Origin of the sequence: Romboutsia sp. 1001713B170131_170501_G6 (assembly GCF_015668195.1) — a bacterium.
In the GTDB taxonomy this organism is placed as follows: Bacteria; Bacillota; Clostridia; order Peptostreptococcales; family Peptostreptococcaceae; genus Romboutsia_C.
In genome coordinates this window covers 30,807-53,412 of sequence record NZ_JADPFC010000003.1, presented here as the reverse complement: position 1 = coordinate 53,412, position 22,606 = coordinate 30,807, and the positions used below count along the sequence as shown (strand labels likewise).

Genomic DNA, 22,606 nt, shown 5'->3' with positions numbered 1-22,606 from the left:
ATGTTTATTAATTTAATTCAAGGATCTTTTTTTCTATATTATCTAAATTTTTATCTTCATTATAAGTTAAATCAACCTTGTGAAGAGGGATAAGTTTAGTCTTGTGCTTAATTTTATAACCTATATATAAACTTAAAAATAGAGGTATACCTATATAAGAAGCTATTAAACCACTCCAGTCAATGCCATCTGGTTTAATACAAGAATAACCTTGACCTATTATTATAACTATACACATTATTAATGCTAGTATAGGTCCAAAAGGATACCATTTAGCAGTAAATTTTAAATCTTTTAAATTATTACCTTGATGAGTATATGCTTTTCTAAATCTATAATGGCATATTGCTATTCCAACCCATGCTATAAATCCAGCAAGGCCAGATGCAGCAACTAACCAAACATAAACAGTACTTTCGGCAAATACACCTGTTAAGAAACAAAAAGATGCAACTATAGTAGTTAATATTAAAGCATTTACAGGAACACCTCTTTTATTAGTCTTAGCAAATAGCTTTGGAGCAAGTCCATCCTTAGCCATAGAGTGAAGCATTCTGCTTGATGCATACATACCAGAATTTCCAGCAGATAATACAGATGTTAATATTACCGCATTCATAAGAGAGGCAGCTCCAGCTATACCTGCTTTTTCAAATACCATAGTAAATGGACTTTCAGAAACACCAGCCTGTGTAAAAGGTATTATAGCACCTAAAACTATTATCGTTCCTAAATAAAATATTAATATTCTCCAAAATATGGATTTTATAGCCCTAGGAATAGTTTTTTCTGGATTTTCACTTTCTCCAGCAGCAACTCCTATAAGTTCTGTTCCCTGAAATGAAAATCCTGCAACTAGAAAAATGGCAAAGATTGATTTTATTCCACCATGGAAAGGTCCATCTTTTATAAAATAATTATGAAATCCTATTTCATCAGAACCCATTATACCAACTATCATTAACACACCTATTATTAAAAATATAATTACAGTAACAACTTTAACACCAGCAAACCAATATTCAGACTCACCGTAGGCTTTTGATGATAGAAAGTTTAATCCGACAATTATTATTAAAAATAATAAACTCCAGTAAATTCCAGGTATGTTTGGGAACCAAAATTTCATAACTAAAGAACCTGCAACCATTTCAGCAGCTATTGTTATAGCCCAGTTGTACCAGTAATTCCATCCAAGTGCAAACCCAAGTGCTGGGTCAATAAATTTAGTAGCATAGGAACTAAAAGATCCAGAAATTGGCATAAAAGTAGCCATTTCACCTAAACTTGTTATTAAGAAATAAACCATAATGCCTACTAAACCATATGCAACTAATGCACCGCCAGGTCCTGCTTGATGGATAGTATCTCCCATTGCAAGAAAAATACCTGTTCCAATAGAACCACCTAGTGCTATCATGTTTAGATGTCTTGCTTTTAATCCTCTTTTTAATTCTTGATTTTGTTCACTCATTTGATTATCCTCCTTATGGTGTAAATTTTCCATAAGTAAGTAACTAAGATAATAAAATTTATCTAACAATAAAAATGCGATTAGTTTATGTCGCTAACGACTTCGACGGTTACTCAGATATATTTTTATATTATTGAGTTATTGATATACCTTATATAAGTTATCAGTAATTTTAGGTTTACATAAGGTTTTTGTATACAAAAAAAGCCATGAGACTATACCCATGACAAAAATACGTAAATTATATACAAAAAATACAACGTACCGTACGTTTTCATTGAAAATAGCTCTCCACAAAAATGTGACAGTCTTATGCATATTTTACATAAGCCCAGCAAATAGTATCAAAGCCATTAACTATTTACTTCGGCGAAATTTCCTTTTGTATTATTTCATTGAGCTTACCTCCATAATACTACTCTTAAATTTCGCGCCTCTATCTCAGTTATCTACTTGTTGTTTTAAATTATAACCAAAATAAAAAATAAGTCAATAGAAAAGGTTAGATTTTGTACAAAAACAATAAATAATAAGTTTACTAATAATAATTGCAAGTGTTAAAATAGAGTTAACATAGTTAGTAAAAATATAACAAGGAGCAAAAGCGTTAAATAAAGAAAATTGAGGGGGAAAGCAAGTGACATTATTAAAAAAGATCATAGCAAGCATAACGACACTATGTTTAATAACTATAAATCTAACTAGTTTGAGTTTTGCAAGTGAGGATACGCAAAAACAAGAATTAAAAAAAGCTATAGAAAAATCGGAACCATTTGTAGTAAGTGGTAATATAAAGGAAGAGAAAAAAGAAGGTATATCACCTCAACAAATCCTAATTAATTATTTAAGTAATGTAGAAAAAACTTCTACTTTCAAAGTCAAATCAAAAGAAGATGATAAAAATGATTCTCAGTTTATAGTAAGACTTCAACAGTATATAAATAATATGCCTATCTATGGTTCAGATTTAGTAGGATGTGTAGATTATGACGGAAATATAAAATCAATTTCAGGATATATAGAGCCAACATCAAAGACATTAAAAGGATTTAACTATAATCCGACTTTAACTAAAGATGATGCACTTAAGATAGCAAAGGAAAAACTTGAACTAAAAAATGAATTAAATAAAAATGAAAAAGTAGAGTTATATTTATATAAAAGTAAAGAAGAATATAAACTTGCATACAAAGTAGATGTAAATATAATAGGAAAAACAATTTATAATAAAATTGTATTTATAGATGCTAACAGTGGAGATATAATAAATCAATACGAAAATACAAACAATATAATCAAATCAGAAAAAATTAAAGCAAAAGGTGTATTTGGAGATGAAAGAGAAATACAAGTAATACATAGACAAGGTGAAGCAGGCTTTAAAGACGGGTATTATTTTATAGATTTAAGTAGAGGATCAAAACCTATAAAAACTTTAGATATAAAAGGTCAATATTTTTATCAATATTATTATCAAAATAAAATTCCTTATGGCATGGATAATGATATAAAATATTTTAGCACAAAACTAGAAAAGAGCGATGGAAAGTTTGTAGATGCAAACTACCATGTAGGAAAAACTTACGATTTTTATTTAAATAAATACAATAGAGATGGGCTAGATGGAAAGGGAAGTAAGCCAGAATTACTTGTAAATGTAAATGAGCCAGGAAATGCATTTTCCAGTCTAGTAAATGGAGTTGATATACTAGTTTTTGGAAATGAAAACTCAACAACTTATGATTCTGCAGGATCATTAGATGTAATTGGACATGAATATACTCATTCAGTAGTAAGACATACTGCTAATTTAGATTATGTATCTCAATCAGGCGCTATAAACGAAGCATATGGAGATATTTTTGGTACTTTAGTAGAACATACTTATAAATCAAGCAAAAATTGGACTATAGGAGAAGATTTCTCAAAATATGGATACTTAAGAAGCATGAAAAACCCAGATATAGATAATGTAGATAATATGGAAATCTGTAGAAGGTCTCATGTACATAATGATAGCTGTGACAATGATTACGTACATGAAAATAGTGGTATAATAAATAAATTAGCTTACCTAATATCTGAAGGTGGAACACAATATGGTATTAATGTTAAAGGTATCGGAGAAGAAAAAATGGGTAAACTTTTCTATGATGCACTTACAGAAGGCTTATATTCTCAATCAGATTTTAATCATCTAGGAGAAGTATTATTATTAAAAGCTAAAACAGCAAGTGAAAAAGAAACAGTAGAAAATGCTCTAAAAGCTGTTGGGATAATGAAGGTAAGCTCAAATAATCCTAAAGTAGTTATAAGTAAAATGGTAGGAGAAACTAGATATGAAACATCTATAATGATAAGTCAAAAAGGTTGGGATACTTCTGATAATGTAGTATTAGTAAATTCAAGTTCTATAGCAGATGCTCTTTCAGCCACACCATTTGCAAAATCTATAAATGCGCCAATACTTCTAACACCAAATGACAGCTTATATTATAATATTGAACAAGAGATAAAGAGACTAAAAGCTAAAAATATATATATTATTGGAGGTACAAGTTCAGTATCGAATAATATAGTAAATGAGCTTGAATATGATGGATTTAAGGTAAATAGAATAAGTGGAATAGATAGATATGACACATCATTAGAAATAGCTAAAAGATTAGGTAACATATCAAATATAGCTGTTGTAAATGGAGTTAAAGGATTAGCAGATGCAGTTAGTATAGCACCTGTCGCAGCCAATAAGAATATGCCGATAATACTAACATCACAAAATGAAAATTTTGATAAAATTAATAAGTTTATTAAACAAAACAATATACAAACATCTTATGTTATAGGTGGACAAAGTACTATATCTAATGATATAACAACTAAATTACCTAATTATAAAAGAATAGGTGGAGATGATAGAAATGAAACCAATGCTTTAATTTTAGAGAACTTTTATAAAGAAAAAAATCTAGAAGACATACTTATAGCAAAAGATGGCATAAATAAACAAGATGATTTAATTGACGCCCTATCAGCAGGAGTATTAGCAGCTAAGAAAAACTCTCCAATTGTAATAGTTGGAAGTAATTTAAATTGGAAGCAAAAAGAAATTTTATCATCTAAAGAAACAAATGAAGTAACTCAAATTGGTGGAAATGGAAATGAAAATTCATTTAGTCAAATAATTGATATATTAAACAAATAACTAAATTCTTTAGAAAAAATACTAACAAGTAAAGTTAGTATTTTTTTTGTTTAAAATCTAACACAATTGTTTTGTATGTAAAAATATGGGAATAAAATTAATATATATGTATATAAAGTTTAATTCAAATAAAAAAAATTAAAGCATTTAAAGAACTATAGTTAGGAGATATTAAAATGAATTTAGAAAAAGAAATAACATCAGAAGAAAGAGAAGCTAAATCTCAACAAAAAGCTATGAAGAAATTAGAAAAAGAAAAGTTTGAAGAAAAAAGAGAAGAAAGAAAAGGAAATAAATAAATTAAATAGGTATTTATAAAGGTATATAATTTAAGTATTATATGTCTATATAAGTATCTATTTAAATTCATAAAAAAACACTAACTTATTAAAGTTAGTGTTTTTTTATGAATTTAAATAATAAATACAAAGATAATAAAAAAATAAATTAATTAAAAGGAATTTGTTTAAATTTGTAGAACTATATTAATAAAGAGGTGAGTTCATATGTTTAACCAAAGTATTGTTTTAGAATTTGACAAAAGGCTAGTTTCAGAAGAAGAGATGATTGAAAATATAGATTATTATATTTCAAGATCTAATGAAGGTATGAAACTCATATCACAGGGAAATCAAAAGGGGGCTATGAAAATATTAAAAGAAATTAAAACGTCATTAAAGAAAGAATACATGTATTATAATAAAGAGAATATTAAACCATATATACATAGAAATAATGTATATAGAACTTATCAATGGGGGATAATTTTAGCTTATTCTAAATTATACAAAGTCTATTCTTATAAGTATTTATATGACAATTTATTTAATGTATGGGATAGTATTTCTAATCATGATTCTTGTTTATTTTTAGGATATAGAATATAAAGACACTTATATTAATTAGTAATATAGGTGTCTTTTTAGTATAAAATAAATTTTATTTATACAAAAATTGGGGTAAATATGATTTATAGCTACTTTTATATTTATTCAATTATTTACATCGAGACGTTATAAAATTATCAAAAAAATATATAAAAAATTAAGGAAACTTACTGAAAAATATAAAATTTAAGCTAGAATTAGGTGGTATCAAGGGGTATAAGAAAAGTGAATATAAATAGCTTGAATATACACTATATATGGTATAAAATAGAGGTTGTGTTACTACATATAGTGCTTATACAAAGTAAAATAAAGTGCTAAAAAACAAAAAAGTCAATACTTTTTACTAAAAAAAGTTATTGTTTTTTTATCTAGTAAGACTTGACAAACACATCAAGAAATATTAGGCAAAAGGAGAGTTTTATGACCAGAAAATTAAATATAATAAAAAGAAATGGAAAAGTTGCAGAGTTTGATAAAATAAAAATCGAAAATGCAATATTAAATGCTATGAAATATGGTAGCGGTATATATGAAGAAGAAATAGCTAAAAAAATAGCTAACGAAATAGAAGAAAATTGTTATGAAAAGTCACCTTCGCCGACAGTATATCAAATAGAAGATATGGTATATAAGAAGTTAATAGATTATAAACACGAATTGACTGCAAAAGCTTATGAAGGATATAGAGCAGTACAGTCATTTAAAAGAGAAGTGAATACAACTGACGAAAGTATATTAGGATTACTAGACAATAGTAATGAAGATGTTATAAATGAAAATTCAAATAAAAATGGATTATTAGCGTCTACTCAAAGAGACCTAATAGCTGGAGAAGTTTCAAAAGATATAGCAAGAAGAAAATTAATACCAGCACATATAGCGCATGCCCATGATGAAGGTGTACTTCACTATCACGATATGGACTATGCAATTCAACCAATTCATAACTGTATGCTTATAAACTTAGAAGATATGTTAAATAATGGTACAGTAATAAGTAATAAATTAGTAGAATCACCAAAATCATTTACAACAGCTTGTACAGTTACAACACAAATAATAGCTCAAATAGCAAGCGGTCAATATGGTGGAAACTCTATAACTATAAAGCATATAGCACCATTTTTAAGAGTATCATATGATAAATATTTCAATAAATACAAAGAAAAGTACTCTGAAGAAATGGCTAAAGAATTAGCTGAAGAAAGAATGTTAGAGGAGCTAAAATCAGGTATACAAACAATAAGATATCAACTATCAACGTTATATACAAGTAATGGTCAATCACCATTTTCAACTATCTATTTAGAGATTGAAGAAGGCCATGAATATGAAAAGGAAATGGCTTTAATTTGTGAAGAAATGATAGCACAAAGATTAGAAGGTATGAAAAACTATAAAGGACAAGATGTAGGGGAAGAATTCCCTAAGCTAGTTTATTTATTAGATGAACATAACTGCCTAGAAGGTGGTAAGTACGACTATATTACAAAGTTAGCCGCTAAATGTAATACGAAAAGATTAGTTCCAGACTATCAAAGTGCTAAAATAATGAGAAAGAATTATGAAGGAAATACTTTCCCACCTATGGGATGTAGAAGTCACTTATCTCCATGGAAAGATGAAAATGGAAATTATAAGTGGTATGGAAGATTCAATCAGGGTGTAATATCATTAAACTTAGTACAAGTTGCATTAACTGCAAATAAAGATATGGATAAATTCTGGGAGATATTAGATGAAAGATTAGAACTTTGTAAAGAAGCTTTAATGGTTAGACATGATTTATTAAAAGGAGTAAGATCAGACGTATCTCCAATACACTGGCAACATGGAGGAATAGCTAGACTTAAAAAAGGAGAGAAAATAGATGCTCTTTTAGAGGATGGATATTCAACTCTTTCATTGGGATATGTTGGAGTATATGAAATGACTCAAGCAATGCTTGGTGTAAGTCACACAACTAAAGAAGGTGAAGCATTTGCATTAAAAGTTATGCACCATTTAAATGATGCTTGCCAAAGTTGGAAGAAAGAAACTGGTCTTGGATTTGGATTATACGGAACTCCTGGAGAAAGTTTAACTTCAAGATTCTGTAGAATAGATAAGCAAAAATTCGGAGAAATTAAAAATGTAACTGATAGAATGTACTATACAAACTCATATCATGTTCACGTAACGGAAGAAATAGATGCTTTTGAAAAATTAAAGTTTGAAAGTCAATTCCACGACATAAGTTTAGGTGGATGTATAAGTTATGTAGAAGTACCGGATATGAGCAAAAACCTACAAGCAGTAGAACAAATAATAAATTATATCTATCACAATATACAATATGCAGAAATAAATACTAAGCCAGATATATGCTATAAATGTGGATACACAGGTGAAATAAAGCTTGATAAGGATTTAGAATGGTATTGTCCAAACTGCGGAAACAGAGATAAAGATGAAATGCAAGTAATGAGAAGAACTTGTGGATACATTGGGGCAAATATGTGGGGTAAAGGACGTACTCAAGAGATAGGTGAAAGAGTACTTCACTTATAGAATTTGGAGTGATAATATGAGATTTGCCAAAATAAAAGACAATGACATAGCGAATGGACTTGGAGTAACGATGTCTTTTTGGACACAAGGATGTCCCCACCATTGTAAAGGATGTTTTAATGGAGAAACATGGGATTTTAACGGAGGCAAAGAATTTACACAAGAAGATTTACAATATATCATTGATAATATAAATAAAAATAATATAAATAGAGACTTATCTATATTAGGAGGAGAGCCACTATGTCCTCAAAATGTAGAAGGTGTATTTAACTTATGTAAAGAATTTAAGAAACATTACCCAAATAAAATGATATACCTATGGAGTGGATATACACTAGAAAACTTTGATGAAAGTCAAAAGAAAGTATTAAAATATATAGATGTATTAATAGATGGTAAGTTTGAAGAAAATAATAGAAATCTAAGCCTAATGTTAAGAGGTTCATCAAATCAAAGAGTTATAGACGTAAAAAAGACATTATTAAGTAATAAAATAGTATTTTACGAATTAGATTAAGTATGTAGAATGCATTAAGATAAATATAAATTTTATCTTGATGCATTTTTTGCATATAAGTAAATCATATTAAGCGCAAAACTGTTAACAACTCATGAAAATAAAATATGTCAATATGCTCGAAAATGCAAAAAGTAACATTTTAAGCAACGGACAAAGTTGTTGGCGACATGAAGTATAGCGCCCACGCAGTGGCTTAAGCTAAGCGAATTTTTAATAAAATAAAAAAATTATTGTGCTAGAGTAAGTAATTTCATATAGTATTTTGATCTTTAATTTTATGAAATGAAATTAATAATTATTATCATTTACAAAAATGATTAATTATGGTATACTTTAAACAAATAGAGAATTAATGAGTAATTTACTAGCAAATGAGCATGAAAGTGTAAATTATATCATAGCTTACATAAATTTTCTAAATCTGATGATCTTCAGCACATTATCAGATTTAATACAGAAAGTATAATATTCTCCTATATGATAAATTACATTATAAATGTTATGCTAATTATACTCTTAATTTACTAATATAATTACACAACTTCTATATAAAGACCACGATTAATATCGTGGTTTTTATTTTTAAAAATGATAATGAAATTCATTTACAAAAAAAGAAAACTATGATATATTAAAAATAGGCTTAAAGTTATCGCGGCAAATTTCTGATTTTATAGGAGATGATAATTATGGCAAGAATGATGGGACCTAGATTTAAACAATGTAGAAGACTAGGATTAAATGTATGTGGGCATCCAAAAGCAATGGATAGAGCTACAAAAGGAACGTCTAGAGCGGACAAAAAGCTTTCACCATATGGAGTACAGTTATTAGAAAAGCAAAGATTAAAGGCGTACTATGGTGTGTTAGAAAAGCAATTTTCTAACTATGTGAAAAAGGCAATGAAATCTAAAGACTCTACAGGTACAGCATTAATACAAATGTTAGAGTGTAGATTAGACAACTTAGTTTATAGATTAGGTTTAGCAAGTTCTACAAGACAAGCTCGTCAAATGGTAGTTCATGGACATATACTAGTTAATGGGAAAAAAGTAGATATACCTTCTTATGGAGTGTCAGTAGGAGATGTTATATCTTTAAGAGAAAAATCTCAAAAAAATACAATGTTTAAAGATAGTTTTCAACAAAATGCTACTAGCCAATATCCTTACTTAATTAAGGATGTAGAGAACTTCTCAGGTGTTCTTACTAGAAAACCTGAAAGAAATGAAGTACCAATAGAAATTGACGATATTTTAGTTGTTGAGTACTACTCAAAATAATCTAAATAGAAAATTACCATAAATCTTAGGGTTTATGGTAATTTTTTTATTTTAAGTATTTTATAAAGATAAAAATAGACAAAATGATAGTTATATTATAATCTAATCTATATAAAAGAATTAAAAGGAGGTCGTTAATGTATAGTTTGAACAATATCAAGCAAAATAATTGTCCATTAAAATTCATATCAAACATACTGGGAAAAAAATGGGTATGTGAAATAATATGGGAAATTGGTAATGACAAAAAAAGATTTGGAGAATTACAAAGATGTATAGATGGATGTAGTAAGAAAATGTTAATTCAACAATTAGAATTTTTAATTGAAAATGGGATAGTAATTAATGACAAAAAAGAATTAAAAAATAATATCCAATCAACATACTATTTAAGTGAATGTGGTATTTCGTTACTTCCAATAATGGAAACTATGATACATTGGAGTAATAAACATATTAAATGTGATTGTTAATTTTATATAGAGATTAATCTGGTTACGAAAAAGTTACCAGTTGATATAAGAGCTCATACTTGTTATATTATAAAAAACAAGTATGAGCTCATTTACTTTATATAAAAATAATCGGAAGGAGGCAATTTATGAATTATACATTTTTTTCGGAATTTCTTATGGTCACGAATTATATGACTATAATATCAATAGCAATTTTAATAGGTATGTTTTTTGTAATAAAAAAATTAAGTAAAAAGATAAAATTTAATAAACTAATGATTTTATCAATAGTATTGGGGATTGGACTAGGTATATTAGTTCAAGCTATAGCTGGATTCCCAGAAGATCCTACTAAGGTAACTTGGTTGACAGAAGTATCTAAATGGTATGGACTATTTGGATATGGATTTATGGATTTATTAAAAATGTTAATAGTTCCACTTGTATTTGTTTCAATTATAAGAGTTATAATGAACTTAAAGCAAGGTGAAAATCTAGGGAAATTAACAGGAAAAACTATTGGAATGTTATTAGGAACAACAGCATTAGCAGCCATAACAGGTATAGTAGTTGGAAATTTATTTAACTTAGGAGTAGGACATGAAGTAATAGTAAAAAGTGGAGAGATAAGAGAAGTTACACCAATAGTCGACACTCTAAGAGGTTTATTACCATCAAATCCAGTAAATGCAATGGCACAAGCTAATGTAGTTGCAGTAGTAATATTTGCAGGATTTTTAGGTATAGCAATAAAGAGACTTAATAAAAAGTATTCAGAAATAATAAAACCATTTGTAGATTTAGTAGAAGCATTTTATAAAATAATAATAAGTGTTTCTATAACAGTAATAAAATTAATGCCTTATGCAGTAGTTGCTTTAATGGCTACTACGATAATAGATAGAGGCGTAACATCAATATTGGATGTTATGGATTTCATAATAGCCCTTTATGTAAGTGTAGCAATAATGTTTATAGTACATTTAGTAATAATAACTTTAAGTGGGATAAATCCTATAAAATACTTAAAAAATGTATCTAAGCCACTTATATTAGCATTTACATCTAGATCAAGTTTAGGGACATTACCAGTTACAATAGAGACACTTACAGATAATGTTAAAGTAGACCAAGGTATAGCAAGTTTTGTAGGAAGTTTAGGTTCTAATATGGGAATGAACGGTTGTGCAGGTATATATCCAGCATTAATGGCAGTTACAGTAGCTAATATGTCTGGTACTCCTATGAACTTTAGCTTCTATGTTATGTTGCTTATAGTAATAACTATAAGTTCATTAGGAATAGCTGGAATACCAGGTACTGCAACAATGTCAGTTTCAGTAGTTATATCAGGTATGGGTATGGGAGCATATTTCCCATTATTAGGTGGAATACTTGCTATAGACCCAATATTAGATATGGGACGTACAATGCTTAATGTTAATGGAACTATGGCCTCAGCAATAGCAGTTGCTAGTTCATTAGATAAAATTGAAAAAGATAAAATAAATTAGTACAATCTATAAGAACCTTCAAATAACTATTAATTATTTGAAGGTTCTTATTAGTTTTTCATAGTAATATTTTCATTAAGAAATCTTTGAATTTATATATATATTATTTTCTTTAATTATTAATCTGCCTAAAAAAGCTCCAATTAGTGCAGGAACAACCCAGTTAAATCCAAAATTAGCAAATGGAAGATTATTAACAAAAGGGATACTTATACCTAGATTATTAAGTACTGTAAGTAGGCTTATTAATAATGTTGCATAAGCAGCGCCCTTAAAAGTAGAATCTCTCTTAAATATTTTTCCAAATAAACTCATTAGAACTAAAACTATTGAAACAGGATATAATACTGTTAATATAGGAGCAGCAATAGCTATTATTTTATCTACGCCCAAATTAGAAACAATGGCACTAAATACACATATAAAGGTTACTATATATTCATATTTTAGTTTTTTATTAGTTACATCTTCGAAATACTTCGCTGTAACAGAAGTTAATCCTATGGAAGTTGTTAAGCAAGCGAATGCAACAACTATACTTAATAATATAGTACCAGTATTTCCTAATAAAAGATTTGTTATATTAACTAGTAATTCTGTCTGAGAAATGCTAGCATCATACATTGTAGAAACTGTAGCTCCAAGGTATGCTAGACCACCATAAACTAGTGTAAGTCCAATACCTGCAATTAAAGATGCTTTTATAGTAAGGCTTATATTTTCTTTTTTATTTTTGTAACCTTTGCTTAAGAAAGATGACATAACAAGTGCAGTTACACCACCTAATCCAAGGGCATCCATAGTTTGATAACCTTGAGTAACACCTCCCATAAATAGATTATCAGAAGAAATATTATTATTTAATTTACCAATAGGAGATAATATCCCTTTGACTATTAAGACTGCTAACGCTGCTAAAAGTATAGGCGTTAAGAATTTACCTATAATATCCATAACTTTACTTGGTTTTATAGTTAATATAAACACTAGTGTAAAGAATAAAATTGAAAATATTATTGGATTAAATGAGTTATTTAGAGGAAGTATACTCATTTCAAATGTAGTTGCACCAGTTCTAGGCACTACTAATATTGGACCTAAGCACAACATCATTATTACTTCTAAAGTAAGCCCAAATCTTTTGCCAGCTTTTCCAACAACACCTTGGAATGAACCAGCCTTTGCTATTGCACTGATAGAAAGTAGTATTATACCAACATCTGCAATTATAAAGCCTAAAAAACTCATTAGCCAATTGCTGCCAGAGGTAACACCTATGTATGGTGGGAAAATTAAATTACCTGCTCCAAAGAACATTGAAAATAGTGCGAAACCAATAATAATAATATCAATATTTTTTTTCATAATAACACCTCTTTTTTTATTTTATATATAAAAAAGCCACATAGTATGTACCATGTGACTTTTATTTTGCTTAGGATAAATAAAAAAGCCACATAGTATTATCTATGTGGCTTTACATAACAAGTTAGCTTTCACCATCATAGATACAAACAAGTACCAGTTTGTATCTACGATTAATCTATCGTTCATAAATACAAACCAACTACAATAGCCAAAAGCTAAAATAAGATATATTTAATTGTTTATTGTTAGTTAGATTTGTATTAATTATCATATTTATATTCTCCTAAAAAATTTATATTTAAATTGATTATATATAGTTAAAGGGAATATGTCAATAATATTTTTCAGAAAATTTATACAAATTATTTTATAATTAAAGTAAAAAATATTTTATAAATATGCAGTAAATTATAAAGGCTTAAGTAATAGCAATTATAGAAAAAAATAAAAATTTAGTGTATATTAGTTAAATGCTAATATAAAAGTAATAAAATAAAAAGACAATTATAATACAATAAAACATTGAAATAAAATAAACATATTAACCATATTCTATGATGGTTAATAAAACAATAATAGTGAAATTAGATAAGGTGGAGTTAAATGAATAATAAATTTGAGAGTTTAAAATTAAATAAAGAAATATTAAAAGCATTGTATAATTTAGGCTATAATTCACCATCGAAAGTTCAGAGTGAAGTTATACCAAGGCTATTAAGATATGAAAATATAATAGTTAAATCAAAAACTGGTAGTGGAAAAACTGCGAGCTTTGCTATACCAATATGTGAAAAAGTAGAAGTGGATAATAACAATCTTCAAGCACTAATAGTTGTACCCACTAGAGAGTTAGCACTTCAAGTAAAAGAAGAGATATCTAATATAGGTAGATTGAAGAAAATAAGATGTAGTGCTATATTTGGAAAACAACCTATGAAAGATCAAATAAAGGAATTAAAGCAAAGAGTTCATATTGTAGTAGCAACTCCAGGAAGAATAATCGATCATATAAGTAGGGAGACAATTAACCTTGAAAGTATAAGATATTTTATAATTGATGAAGCAGATAAAATGCTTAATAAAGGATTCGTAGAAGATATGGAGTTTATCTTTAATAGTATACCTAAAAATAGCATTAAAGGACTATTCTCAGCGACTATAGATAAAGATATAAAAGATATTTGCTTAGAGTATATGAAAGATTCAGAAGTGGTAGAGATAAAAAATGAAAATTTATTAAATAATAAACAAATATTAGAGCAGATAGTTAAAGTAGAGGATAAAGAAAAGTATAATACTTTAAAAGATATAATATATTCTCAAGCTCCAACATCGACAATAATATTTTGCAATACAAAAGAAGCTGTTACAAAGCTTTATAAAAATCTCAAAGAAGATAAATTTTTAGTAACAGAACTTCATGGCGATATGTCTCAAGACAAAAGAAATTTTACAATAAGAGATTTTAAAAATGGTAAATTTAATATACTAGTAAGTACAGATGTAGCCGGTAGAGGTATACATATAGATGATATATCTTTAGTTATAAATTTTAATGTGCCTAGAGATAAAGAAAACTATATACATAGAATAGGTAGGACAGGAAGACAAAAAAGCTTTGGAAAATCTATAACTATGGTAAATCAAAAAGATGAAAAGTATATGGAAGACATAGAACATTATATTGGATATAAAATAGAAGAGCTAGATAACATAAAAAAAGAAGATATTACTTTAGGAAAAGCTAAGTTTGAAGAAAATAACAAAAAAGTTTTAAAAAATAGAAAAAATAGAAATGAAGAAAAAAAGGTTCACAGTGAAGTAACGAGGCTATACCTAAATGCTGGAAAGAAAAAGAAAATAAGAGTTATAGATATTGTCGGGGCTCTTAATAGTATAGAGGGAATAAATAATGAAGATATAGGTGTAATAGAGGTACAAGATCTTTGTTCTTATGCAGATATATTAAACCATAAAGGTGAAATTATATTAAAGAAATATAAAGAGATCAGCGTAAAAAAGAAGATGGTAAAAATAAAAAAAGATAATAGATAAAAAACCCCCTTAATTTCTATAATACACCAAAAAAATATATAATAATAGCCTTAAAATGTAATTGTTTTCCTGTTATTATTTAAATATACAAGATAACTTGTATATACAAAAATGTAGTCCAGATACAGGAGGTACATACTATGAGCGTAAAAATAATTTCAAAGCATGTAAAAGTTACAGAGGCAATAAGAGAAAAAATTGAAAGTAAGTTTGAAAAGCTAGAAAAATATATTAATGATGATTTTGATGTACATGTTAAAATAGATGTAAAGAGAAAAAATCAAAGTATTGAAGCGACAGTATATACTAAACATGGAACTATCGTTAGAGCTGAAGAATGCCAAGAAGATTTATATTCAGCAATAGACTTATTATACGATAAGCTTTATAAACAGCTTAGAAAATATAAAACACAAATGATAAGAAGAAATAGAAAAAATGAAAGTATAAGATTTGATAATATAGAGGAATATGAAGAAATAGATTTAGATGACGATGTAATAAAAAGAAGAAAGCAATTTAAAATGGACAAGCCAATAACTCCAGAAGATGCAATTGTTCAAATGAATTTATTAGGACATCAATTCTTTGTATTTAGAAATATAGAAACAAATGAAACAAGTATTGTATATAAAAGACATGATGGATATGGCCTTATAGAACAAGTGTAATACCATAAACATTTAATAATAAAAACGTATTGAAATTTTCAATACGTTTTTTATTATTAAAAAATAGCTTATTATTATTAACATAACTTGAATTATTTAGATTTTAGTTTTATACATTTTTTTGATATATAAAATATAATAAAACCAGCTAGACAAGTTGCTAGAGCTATAATTATATGTAAATCCACATCATACTCAAATACATAAGAACAAGCATTATCTAAAGCATGAAATAATATACAAAGCCAAATGCTATTAGTTTCCATGTATATGTAAGTAAGTACAAAAGATGAAGCAATACAACTAAGAGCAAATGGAATAAAATTAGTATGTTGTTGTGGTGTACCAACTACAAACCATAAAGGTAGATGCCATAAGGACCAAATAACACCTATTATTAGAGAACTTTTAAAAGGAGAATATTTCTTTAGTAATTTAGGAAGTAAAAAACCTCTCCATCCTATTTCCTCTAATCCTCCCCCAAATATCATTATAGGAGTTAACCAACTTAAAAATATTAGTGGAGATTTTAGTAAGGCACCATATCCTCTAAATATTTCAACTACTATATATGGAACGGTCCAAAGTATTAAAGTGGCAATAATAACATATAAATATTCCTTTAAACTCCTGTTTGCATTTATACAGTTCCTTAAAAATCTATCAAATTCATCTTTAGACAAAAACTTTTTAGCGGTAATTAATCCAGCTAAAGCAGGAGAATACCCTGAAAGTGCATAAAATAACATAAAAATAGGAGAACCATATATTAAAATATTGAGTTGTGTTGTAGATATAGTTACTGTAAATCCAATTATACAAAAAAGTATTAGTACTACAAAAAAGTACTTTGTATCTTTTGAAATCAATTTTTTTCGCCTCCGAATTTTTTATAAGAATTAATTTATAGAATAATTCAAAGTATATTGAAATTATTGAATAACTATATAATTATTATACATAAGAAATCTAACTAATTTAATAGGGAAATTAAATAAAATTCGTATAATAAATATATATATAGTTTATTTATAAACTAATAATTTGTTGATTATGAAAATACATTGTGCTACACTCAACTTGTAAAAATAAATAAAAGCTAGGGGAGCTATGATTGGATAGCTGAGAAGTAAAGCCATAACTTTCAGACTCTAAGAACCTGATTAAGATAATTCTTACGTAGGGAAGCTCGTATATTTTAATGTACCTAGATTTTTAGTTAAATAAGGCGCTCTCTATAAAAAGAGAGTGCTTTTTTAATGCCATTAAAGTTAAATTTATATAATTATTTTTATATCTTATAAAAGATAATCCTTAAAAGGAGGAAATGTAAGTGAAGGTAAATGGGAAAGAGTTTGAATTTAAATCAGGTATGACAATATCAAAATTATTAGAAGATATTGGGGTAAAAAAAGATAGAGTAGTAGTAGAGATAAATTTAAACATAATTGAAAATAATCAATACGATAGCTATATACTAAGAGAAGAAGATGTTATAGAAGTCATAAGGTTTGTTGGAGGGGGATAAGATGCAACTTTTTATAAATGAACTACTTGTAAATATTGATGAAGATATAGTTACAGTAGATAAAGTTAAAGAAAAATATAAAAAAGATGCAGAGATAATAATATTAAATGGTCATCCAGTAGATGCATGTGTAGATTTAGAATTATATGAAAATGATAGAGTTACATTAATAAAAAGGGGTGAAATTCCAAAATTTGAAGAATTAGAAAATCTTATGGTTAGCAGACATACTCCAAATGTTCACTACAAATTAAAAAATGGAAAAGTAGCAATATTAGGTATTGGTGGATTGGGTTCAAATATAGCTATATCTTTAGCTAGGATAGGCGTAGGAACATTAATATTAGCAGACTTTGATATAGTAGAACCATCTAATTTAAATAGACAACAATATTTTATAAGTGATATAGGAAAATATAAAACCGAGGCACTTAAAAATAATATAGAAAATATTAATCCATTTATAGAAGTTAAAACTATAAACAAAATAATAGATTCAGCAAATATACATGAATTTGGAAACGTAGATATAATAATAGAGGCTTTTGATAATCCAAAGTACAAAGCAGAAATTGCAAATAACATTTTAACTAAAATGAGAGATAAATATTTAATATCCTCATCTGGAATGGCAGGATATTATGATTCTAACATAATAAAAACAAGAAAAATTAGAGACAAATTTTATATATGTGGAGATGAGATAAATGAAGCTAAAGAAGGTGATGGGCTTATGGCACCAAGGGTGGCTATATGTGCTAATCACATGGCTAATTTAGCAACAAAAATATTGATAGAAGACAAATAAGATTAGATGGGGGATAAAAATGGATAAATTAATATTAAATGGACATGAGTTTAATAGTAGACTTTTAATAGGAACGGGAAAATATAGTTCAAATGATATGTTACCAAGAGTGATAGAGTCAAGTAGCAGTGAAATAATAACTATGGCATTAAGAAGAGTAGACTTAGACAATACAGAAGAAAATATACTATCACATATACCTAACAATATGACGATACTTCCTAATACATCAGGAGCGACTAATCATATGGAAGCTGTTAGGATAGCAAGAATAGCTAGAAAAATGGGATGTGGAAACTTTATAAAAATAGAAGTAATAAGTGATACAAAGTACTTATTACCCGATAATGAAGAAACTATAAAAGCAACTAAAACACTTGCTGATGAAGGATTTGTAGTTCTTCCATATATGAGCCCAGATTTATATGCAGGAAAAAGGTTAATAGAAGCAGGGGCAGCAGCAGTTATGCCACTGGGGGCACCAATAGGTTCTAATAGGGGACTTAAAATGAAAGAAATGATAAAAATAATGATAGAAGAATTAGATATACCAATAATAGTAGATGCAGGAATTGGAAAACCATCTCAAGCTATGGAAGCTATGGAAATGGGGGCAGCAGCAGTACTTGTAAACACTGCAATAGCTAGTGCAGGCGACCCTATAAAAATGGCGAATGCTTTCAAATTAGCAGTTGAAGGTGGAAGAGAAGCATATTTAGCTAAAACAGGAAGAGTAAGCAATTTTGCAAATGCATCTTCACCTCTTACTGGATTTTTAAGTGAAGTAGGTGTTTAATTTGAGTTTTTATAATGTTATAGAAAAGTATAAAGATATTGATATAGATAAATATCTAGAAAATGTATCAAATTATGATGTTTTAAGAAGTTTAGAAAAGGATAATTTAGATGAATATGATTTATTAAATTTATTATCGAAAAAAGCCACTAAATACCTGGAAGAAATGGCACAAAAAGCACACGAGATAACTAATAGATATTTTGGAAAGACTATACTTTTGTATACTCCTATGTATATAGCAAACTATTGTGTAAATAAATGTCTATACTGTGGATATAATATAGATTCTGGAATAAGTAGAAAAAAGCTAAATATTAATGAAATTGAAATAGAAGGAAATGAAATATCTAAAGAGGGATTTAAACATTTGTTACTTTTAACAGGAGAAAGTAAAATTCATTCAGATGTAGAGTATATAGGTGAAGCTGTAGAAGTTCTTAAAAATAAATTTCCATCTATCACAATAGAAGTTTATCCAATGGATGAAGAAGAGTATAAATATTTAGTAGATAAAGGGGTTGAAGGCCTTACTGTATATCAAGAAGTCTATGATGAAAATATTTATAAAGAGGTACATTTAAAAGGTCCAAAATCAAATTATAAATATAGATTAGACTCACCAGAAAGAGGAATAAAAGGTGGAATGAGAAGTGTATCAATAGGTTCATTGCTAGGTCTTAATGATTTTAGAAAAGAAACTTTTTTTACATTAATGCATGGAAGATATTTAAGAAAAAAATATCCACATGTAGATGTTTCATACTCAATACCTAGAATAAGACCATTTAAGGGCTGCTATGAAAAAATAGTTGATGTTAAGGATAAAGATTTAGTACAAGCTATGGTTGTTATGAGATTATTTGATAATCAAGGTGGTATAAACTTATCGACTAGAGAAAGTTTATCACTACGAAGAAACTTAATACCTTTGGGCGTTACAAAATTAAGTGCAGGTGTATCAACAAATGTAGGAGGACATTCTCAATATAGTGAAGATACATCTCAATTTAAAATTAGTGATGAGAGTAGTGTTAGTGATATAAAAGACATGTTAAAAGATATTGGATATCAACAAATATTTAAAGATTGGGAAAGGTTTTAATGTATCTAATAACGAATAGACATTTATGTAAATATGATAGATATATTGAAGTTATAAAAGAAGCATCTTATTTTGGTGTTAAAAATATAATACTAAGAGAAAAAGATTTGAGTAATGATGAGTTAGAGGATTTATATTTTAGGATTAAAAAAAATATAAATAAGGAAACTAAACTAATAATAAATAGTAATATAGAAGTATTTAAAAGAGTTGATGCCGATGGTATACATTTGCCATTTGATAAGTTTATAGATATTTATGATGAAAAAAATAAAGAAAATACAAGTGAGTATATAGATATTAAAAATTTTAATAAATTATTAGGAGTATCAACGCATAGTATAAAAGATATAGTAGAAGTACTAAAAAGAAATGCAGATTATATATTTTTATCACACATATATGAAACTAAGTGCAAGGAAAATTTAAAACCAAAGGGAATAGAAATATTAAAAGAAGCTAATTCTTTATTTACTAATTCAAATATAAATTTAATTGCATTAGGTGGAATAACACCTAGCAATGTTAAATATATAGTAGATTATTGTGATGATATAGCTGTTATGTCTACTATAATGAGTAGTAAAAATATAGAAAAAACAATAAGTGAATATAGATTAAAAGTAAGCGTCTTAAAATGATTTTTGTTATTTTAGACGCTTACTTTTATTGAGATTTTTATTACATAATCATCATATCCTTGAACTGCTAAATCATCAAGTATTATATCTTCATAGAAATTACCTTGAACAGATAGATTATTTTCTTCTATAAACTTTAAGATTTTATTATAAGTGATGCTAGTGTTATAGTAACTACCTCTATGATATGCAACAATATACAATCCTTTAGTCTTAGTAAAATTAGAATGTTCTTTATTAGGAAGTTTATTATATATATATTTATAATTTAAGTAATTACCATTAATTATATCATTGTATTCAAGTATTTGACCTAAAAAATGGGGGTAAGTTATACCTCTATCTTCACAACGACCTATATGAGTAGAGAAAGCCTCATAAATTTCTTTATCTGTAGAACAATTAAAAACTTTTGAAATAAATATGTATTCTTCTTGTAATGGTAAAATGCTAACTTCATCTGTATAATTATTAATAAAATCTTTGGAGTATTCAATTTTTCTATCGATAAAAAGTTTTATCTGATTTAACTTATTTATTTTATTGATTACATTTATACGTTCCTTTTCCAGCAAATTAATTAATTCATTGGGATTTCTCTTACTTAAGTATTTTTTAATTTCTTTTAAAGGCATACCAATATCCTTTAGCATTGTTATAGCCCCAAAAATTTCTATTTGTTGATAAGAATAATATCTATAATTATTATCTCCTTTTATTTCAGGAGAAAAAATTCCAACTTGATCATAATGGTAAAGAGTTTGCTTGCTAGTTTTACAAAGTCTAGCAAATTCTCCAGTAGTAAAATGTATATTTTTATTAATTTTCATCTAAAACACCCCAGATAATATAATAGCTTAATTATAAATATAACACAAAATGTTTAAAATTAATCTAATTAGCATTGATTTATGATAGTTTTTAATTTAAAAGTAAATACTATAAAATAGGAATATTTTTATAATGAAAAAAATATGTAAAGTATATGTATAAATGGATATTATTTTAAAAAAAGAATATAAGTAGATTTTATTGTAAAAATTATGCTGTATTTGATTTTTTATAATGAACAAACTAATGTTAAATAAATTATAAAAAGGAGTGAAGGTAGTGGAAAATAATGATTCTTTTATTGATGGATTAAAAAATATAGGAAAACAACTACTTTACACAGAAAGTGAGAATACAAATACAGATAGAGAAAATATTACAGAAATTGATAGTAGTGGAAATAGAAGATGCATAACTAGGGTAGGTGCAGGACCTAGAACTCATAATAGAGTAGATAATCCAAATAACAAATTAAGATAAGTCATAAAATTATATAATTATGGAGGTAACAATATGAAAAAAGGATTAATACCAGTAGCTTTAGGAACAGTTGTAACAGCCACAGGTTTGATGCTAGATGCAAAGCAAAATAAAAAAGATAGATTCAATAAGGAAGATTATAAAAATATGGCAGGCGCACTTCTAGTGGGAGCAGGAGTTGCTCATATTGCTTTAGGTGGGATAGATATAGCTAAATATTAAAATAAGAGGAGATTATCCATTCTCCTCTTATTTTATATTACATATTAAAAAGTCACTACTAATAGGTGTTTGTTATATAAATGTAAACAAGTTACTAATATATTTAAGAACTTGTTTTTATTTTTGAAAATAAATATTTAAATTAATAATTATTAAAAATTAAAAAAATATTGACAATGATAATAATTATCAATAAAATTAAGATAA

Annotated in this window: 21 protein-coding genes and 2 riboswitches; of the genes, 17 read left to right on the top strand and 4 right to left on the bottom strand. The window is 27.2% G+C overall.

The window, feature by feature from the left end:
* Nucleotides 1–7 precede the first annotated feature (7 nt).
* On the bottom strand, nt 8–1,474 hold the full coding sequence (locus tag I4U89_RS08985) for an amino acid permease (RefSeq protein ID WP_195940049.1): 1,467 nt from the start codon (nt 1,472–1,474) through the stop codon (nt 8–10).
* A 276-nt stretch (nt 1,475–1,750) separates the two neighbouring features.
* Nucleotides 1,751–1,921, bottom strand: a riboswitch (Lysine riboswitch).
* Between the two features lie 190 nt (nt 1,922–2,111).
* Between I4U89_RS08985 and I4U89_RS08980 the strand changes: the two genes are divergently transcribed.
* The 8 genes from I4U89_RS08980 to I4U89_RS08950 all read left to right on the top strand — a co-directional run bounded on the left by I4U89_RS08980 (nt 2,112) and on the right by I4U89_RS08950 (nt 11,894).
* A complete protein-coding gene (locus I4U89_RS08980; protein ID WP_195940048.1) occupies nt 2,112–4,679 on the top strand; it encodes a cell wall-binding repeat-containing protein in 2,568 nt (855 codons plus the stop codon).
* A gap of 176 nt (nt 4,680–4,855) precedes the next feature.
* Entirely contained in the window at nt 4,856–4,978 is a 123-nt protein-coding gene (locus I4U89_RS15845; protein WP_279311322.1) for a hypothetical protein, read from the top strand.
* A gap of 207 nt (nt 4,979–5,185) precedes the next feature.
* The gene (locus tag I4U89_RS08975) at nt 5,186–5,566 is read left to right on the top strand and encodes a hypothetical protein (RefSeq protein ID WP_195940047.1); all 381 of its coding nucleotides are present in this window, start codon (nt 5,186–5,188) and stop codon (nt 5,564–5,566) included.
* A gap of 423 nt (nt 5,567–5,989) precedes the next feature.
* Complete coding sequence (nrdD, locus tag I4U89_RS08970; protein ID WP_195940046.1) at nt 5,990–8,119, top strand: anaerobic ribonucleoside-triphosphate reductase; 2,130 nt, start codon at nt 5,990–5,992, stop codon at nt 8,117–8,119.
* Between the two features lie 16 nt (nt 8,120–8,135).
* Complete coding sequence (nrdG, locus tag I4U89_RS08965) at nt 8,136–8,639, top strand: anaerobic ribonucleoside-triphosphate reductase activating protein (protein WP_195940045.1); 504 nt, start codon at nt 8,136–8,138, stop codon at nt 8,637–8,639.
* 692 nt (nt 8,640–9,331) lie between these two features.
* A complete protein-coding gene (gene rpsD, locus I4U89_RS08960; RefSeq protein ID WP_195940044.1) occupies nt 9,332–9,925 on the top strand; it encodes a 30S ribosomal protein S4 in 594 nt (197 codons plus the stop codon).
* 137 nt (nt 9,926–10,062) lie between these two features.
* Nucleotides 10,063–10,398: a winged helix-turn-helix transcriptional regulator gene (locus I4U89_RS08955; RefSeq protein ID WP_195940043.1), complete on the top strand. Its 336-nt coding sequence runs from the start codon at nt 10,063–10,065 to the stop codon at nt 10,396–10,398.
* Nucleotides 10,399–10,526: 128 nt separating this feature from the next.
* Nucleotides 10,527–11,894: a cation:dicarboxylate symporter family transporter gene (locus tag I4U89_RS08950; RefSeq protein WP_195940042.1), complete on the top strand. Its 1,368-nt coding sequence runs from the start codon at nt 10,527–10,529 to the stop codon at nt 11,892–11,894.
* A 75-nt stretch (nt 11,895–11,969) separates the two neighbouring features.
* Here I4U89_RS08950 and brnQ read toward each other — a convergent pair whose 3' ends face one another.
* The gene (gene brnQ / locus I4U89_RS08945; RefSeq protein WP_195940041.1) at nt 11,970–13,259 is read right to left on the bottom strand and encodes a branched-chain amino acid transport system II carrier protein; all 1,290 of its coding nucleotides are present in this window, start codon (nt 13,257–13,259) and stop codon (nt 11,970–11,972) included.
* 606 nt (nt 13,260–13,865) lie between these two features.
* Here brnQ and I4U89_RS08940 point away from each other — a divergent pair.
* Together I4U89_RS08940 and hpf are read left to right on the top strand one after the other, a co-directional pair.
* Nucleotides 13,866–15,317, top strand: coding sequence for a DEAD/DEAH box helicase (locus I4U89_RS08940; RefSeq protein WP_195940040.1), 1,452 nt, complete (start codon nt 13,866–13,868; stop codon nt 15,315–15,317).
* Between the two features lie 140 nt (nt 15,318–15,457).
* Nucleotides 15,458–15,988 carry a ribosome hibernation-promoting factor, HPF/YfiA family gene (hpf, locus tag I4U89_RS08935; protein ID WP_195940039.1) on the top strand — a complete coding sequence of 177 codons (531 nt, stop codon included), beginning with the start codon at nt 15,458–15,460 and terminating at the stop codon, nt 15,986–15,988.
* A 92-nt stretch (nt 15,989–16,080) separates the two neighbouring features.
* On the opposite strand, the gene I4U89_RS08930 is transcribed toward hpf, so the two are convergent.
* Nucleotides 16,081–16,857: a CPBP family intramembrane glutamic endopeptidase gene (locus I4U89_RS08930; RefSeq protein WP_195940038.1), complete on the bottom strand. Its 777-nt coding sequence runs from the start codon at nt 16,855–16,857 to the stop codon at nt 16,081–16,083.
* A 222-nt stretch (nt 16,858–17,079) separates the two neighbouring features.
* Nucleotides 17,080–17,191: riboswitch (TPP riboswitch) on the top strand.
* A gap of 130 nt (nt 17,192–17,321) precedes the next feature.
* Here I4U89_RS08930 and thiS point away from each other — a divergent pair.
* The 5 genes from thiS to I4U89_RS08905 are packed head-to-tail and all read left to right on the top strand — an operon-like array spanning nt 17,322 to nt 20,866.
* The gene (gene thiS / locus I4U89_RS08925; RefSeq protein WP_195940037.1) at nt 17,322–17,516 is read left to right on the top strand and encodes a sulfur carrier protein ThiS; all 195 of its coding nucleotides are present in this window, start codon (nt 17,322–17,324) and stop codon (nt 17,514–17,516) included.
* Between the two features lies 1 nt (nt 17,517).
* A complete protein-coding gene (gene thiF, locus I4U89_RS08920; protein ID WP_195940036.1) occupies nt 17,518–18,324 on the top strand; it encodes a sulfur carrier protein ThiS adenylyltransferase ThiF in 807 nt (268 codons plus the stop codon).
* 19 nt (nt 18,325–18,343) lie between these two features.
* Nucleotides 18,344–19,120, top strand: a complete 777-nt coding sequence (locus tag I4U89_RS08915) for a thiazole synthase (protein WP_195940035.1) — start codon at nt 18,344–18,346, stop codon at nt 19,118–19,120.
* Nucleotide 19,121: 1 nt separating this feature from the next.
* Entirely contained in the window at nt 19,122–20,225 is a 1,104-nt protein-coding gene (thiH, locus tag I4U89_RS08910; protein WP_195940034.1) for a 2-iminoacetate synthase ThiH, read from the top strand.
* Complete coding sequence (locus tag I4U89_RS08905) at nt 20,225–20,866, top strand: thiamine phosphate synthase (RefSeq protein ID WP_195940033.1); 642 nt, start codon at nt 20,225–20,227, stop codon at nt 20,864–20,866. Before thiH ends, I4U89_RS08905 begins: the two co-directional genes overlap by 1 nt.
* An 11-nt stretch (nt 20,867–20,877) precedes the next feature.
* Here I4U89_RS08905 and I4U89_RS08900 read toward each other — a convergent pair whose 3' ends face one another.
* On the bottom strand, nt 20,878–21,696 hold the full coding sequence (locus I4U89_RS08900; protein ID WP_195940032.1) for a MerR family transcriptional regulator: 819 nt from the start codon (nt 21,694–21,696) through the stop codon (nt 20,878–20,880).
* A gap of 280 nt (nt 21,697–21,976) precedes the next feature.
* Between I4U89_RS08900 and I4U89_RS08895 the strand changes: the two genes are divergently transcribed.
* On the top strand, nt 21,977–22,177 hold the full coding sequence (locus I4U89_RS08895; protein WP_195940031.1) for a hypothetical protein: 201 nt from the start codon (nt 21,977–21,979) through the stop codon (nt 22,175–22,177).
* 33 nt (nt 22,178–22,210) lie between these two features.
* Nucleotides 22,211–22,399, top strand: coding sequence for an asparagine synthase (locus I4U89_RS08890; RefSeq protein WP_195940030.1), 189 nt, complete (start codon nt 22,211–22,213; stop codon nt 22,397–22,399).
* The last annotated feature ends 207 nt before the right edge of the window (nt 22,400–22,606 follow it).

Coding starts and splice junctions, on each gene's coding strand:
- I4U89_RS08985 (WP_195940049.1), bottom strand. CDS start 1,474: ATGAGTGAACAAAATCAAGAATTAAAAAGAGGATTAAAAGCAAGACAT.
- I4U89_RS15845 (WP_279311322.1), top strand. CDS start 4,856: ATGAATTTAGAAAAAGAAATAACATCAGAAGAAAGAGAAGCTAAATCT.
- I4U89_RS08975 (WP_195940047.1), top strand. CDS start 5,186: ATGTTTAACCAAAGTATTGTTTTAGAATTTGACAAAAGGCTAGTTTCA.
- nrdD (WP_195940046.1), top strand. CDS start 5,990: ATGACCAGAAAATTAAATATAATAAAAAGAAATGGAAAAGTTGCAGAG.
- nrdG (WP_195940045.1), top strand. CDS start 8,136: ATGAGATTTGCCAAAATAAAAGACAATGACATAGCGAATGGACTTGGA.
- rpsD (WP_195940044.1), top strand. CDS start 9,332: ATGGCAAGAATGATGGGACCTAGATTTAAACAATGTAGAAGACTAGGA.
- I4U89_RS08955 (WP_195940043.1), top strand. CDS start 10,063: ATGTATAGTTTGAACAATATCAAGCAAAATAATTGTCCATTAAAATTC.
- I4U89_RS08950 (WP_195940042.1), top strand. CDS start 10,527: ATGAATTATACATTTTTTTCGGAATTTCTTATGGTCACGAATTATATG.
- brnQ (WP_195940041.1), bottom strand. CDS start 13,259: ATGAAAAAAAATATTGATATTATTATTATTGGTTTCGCACTATTTTCA.
- I4U89_RS08940 (WP_195940040.1), top strand. CDS start 13,866: ATGAATAATAAATTTGAGAGTTTAAAATTAAATAAAGAAATATTAAAA.
- hpf (WP_195940039.1), top strand. CDS start 15,458: ATGAGCGTAAAAATAATTTCAAAGCATGTAAAAGTTACAGAGGCAATA.
- thiF (WP_195940036.1), top strand. CDS start 17,518: ATGCAACTTTTTATAAATGAACTACTTGTAAATATTGATGAAGATATA.
- I4U89_RS08915 (WP_195940035.1), top strand. CDS start 18,344: ATGGATAAATTAATATTAAATGGACATGAGTTTAATAGTAGACTTTTA.
- I4U89_RS08905 (WP_195940033.1), top strand. CDS start 20,225: ATGTATCTAATAACGAATAGACATTTATGTAAATATGATAGATATATT.
- I4U89_RS08900 (WP_195940032.1), bottom strand. CDS start 21,696: ATGAAAATTAATAAAAATATACATTTTACTACTGGAGAATTTGCTAGA.
- I4U89_RS08890 (WP_195940030.1), top strand. CDS start 22,211: ATGAAAAAAGGATTAATACCAGTAGCTTTAGGAACAGTTGTAACAGCC.